General features: G+C 55.5%; 2 protein-coding genes. One reads left to right on the top strand and one right to left on the bottom strand.

All coding sequences use genetic code 11. From position 1 onward, the window contains the following. Window positions 1–289 precede the first annotated feature (289 nt). Window positions 290–580, top strand: coding sequence for a hypothetical protein (locus tag JQ575_RS44125; protein WP_212039404.1), 291 nt, complete (start codon window positions 290–292; stop codon window positions 578–580). 720 nt (window positions 581–1300) lie between these two features. Here the strand turns inward: JQ575_RS44125 and JQ575_RS44120 are convergent. Then, window positions 1301–1741 carry a hypothetical protein gene (locus JQ575_RS44120; RefSeq protein WP_212039402.1) on the bottom strand — a complete coding sequence of 147 codons (441 nt, stop codon included), beginning with the start codon at window positions 1739–1741 and terminating at the stop codon, window positions 1301–1303. Window positions 1742–2041: the final 300 nt, after the last annotated feature.

Genomic DNA, 2041 nt, shown 5'->3' with positions numbered 1-2041 from the left:
TATCGCTAACACTCAGCAGCCGGCCGATCGCCTCGCCAAGGTCCTCGCGTAGCTTCTTAAGCTCGGCGCCTGTCACTTGCGACCCCAGTCCTATGCAAAAGCCGCCGCTGATACCCACAGCGACGGCTCTTACGCGTTTACTTGTGACCACCAGAAGGTCACCGGCAAGTTTGCCCCCGAACGGTTAATCGGCGGTTACCGTAATTGGCAAGGCTCTTGCGATCGGTAGCCTAAACCACTTGGCGTTGATGCCAGGTGTGTCGAAACAGGTCATTCCGGGAGCCGCCAGGTGAACAAGCAGCGTTATACTGAAACAGCCAGTGCAATAGCGATCCGAGAAGCCAGGGTGATCAGAAACATGCTGGCTGATCTCGACCGCACCATCTGTCTGCTTGATGGCGATATCGCCGCGGAGGAGGAACGCTCACAGATCTTCGAAATTTTCGACCCTCGGTATTCCCTGCTAGCACGGACCCTGGTGGCACGACGTGACAACGTAAAGGTCACGGTCGCTACCCTGGCGCGACGCCTGCGCGCCATCACTGCGGCTATTCCAAAGGCCATTCCAGAGGCGGCCTGATCCCACCTCAGGCCGCAGCTACGGTTCGCTCTTCCCGCCGTGGGGCGAGAGCTGACACAGACGGTCCATTCCAGCTCTGGTGAGGCTTCCTTCGTCCCGAATGCCCTCTTTCGAAAGCTGCACAAGACGCCTTGCCAATTCGGTACGAGCGACGTCCTGACTTACCGTCAGGCGCCCCGACCGGTAATATTCCTCCCAAGCCCGATCGAACGCTCGTGCGAGCGATTTGCGGATGTCTTGGTCGTCATTTAGCATGGCGCAAGTTAATTACATAAATGCGAAGCCCGCCAGTCGGAACCGGCGGGCTTTGGTTATTAAGCCTAAGACTATCGGCGCAGAAGGGGATGACGCGCCAGCCCGTGGCAGTTGCGCTTCATAGTTTCCGCGCATACGGTTAATGAGCTTCCGTGGTCATCACAGCACCTCGCATTTGTGTGATGTGAGGAAGTCGGACACCTCGCCCCGGCGATGGCAAACGGTAAGTGTAGGATGCACGGTGGCCCTTCGCCGGGCGCGCTGAAAGGAATCAGCACGCGTTTAAGCATGGACGCTACACAGCGAAGGCGATTTGAAACCGACGCAAACTGTCCGCAATGCTTGTAGCGATGAAGGCCCTGGCCGGTATCGCCCGCGATTGATCCGGTTCATCTTTCTACGCTCCCTTTGATGGTCTACTTTATCTACGCGCGGCGGACGCAGGATGTACCGGTTCCCGAACTCTTACCAACTTTCGCACATGTTCGTCGCGTTCATCGGAAGTGGAAACACACCCCGCCTGAGTTTCGGCCCCCCTCCGGCCATGACAATTTCTTCGACCATGGATTCACAATTGTTGACGACCGCTCCCCATGTCCATTTCTCTGAGAGAACCTGTTCCAGCTTCATTTGCGATTTATTTGGATGGGGTATGTTGACGCGCATGACTGTTACAATGGTCTTGTTGTTTTCGCGCAGATAACGCTGAAATTGTGCTTCATTCATCATTCTCGGATTTCCAATCACATCCGAGACCTGAAAATACTTACCTCCTTTGCCCCCTGTGTTAAGGAGCATGTGCCCATACGGATTGAACTTTGCGCCGGTCACTACGACAGCGTATGCCTTGCTAAAGTCGAACATCGCTGCCGGACAAGATGTCATCTGTTCGCCCTCATAAGCCACGAATTTCCTCCGTCTCCTATCATCTCAGGTTACCGGTATCGGCGAGATGAGGATAATAGCAAAAGACCAGCCACGCCAGTGTCAGACTCAAGTGCGCGGTCTTGCCTCCGGGCGGCCTCATGCCGACGAAGGCCGCCTATTTGTTGACGCTATCTCCGCATCCATCAAAGCAGGATAAGGAGCGACGTTAGAGTTCCTCCGCCTAGAGGGCATTGGCAATGTCGCCTTTTGGGCACTTCGAGTTTGCGCTCTGCTAGGTCTGCTATTGGGTAAATCGGACATGGTTAGACCTTGCCAGCT

The organism is Bradyrhizobium sp. JYMT SZCCT0428, assembly GCF_018131075.1.
Classification (GTDB): domain Bacteria; phylum Pseudomonadota; class Alphaproteobacteria; order Rhizobiales; family Xanthobacteraceae; genus Bradyrhizobium.
Note: the sequence above shows the minus strand (reverse complement) of the source record. Positions and strands in the feature narration are given on the sequence as shown.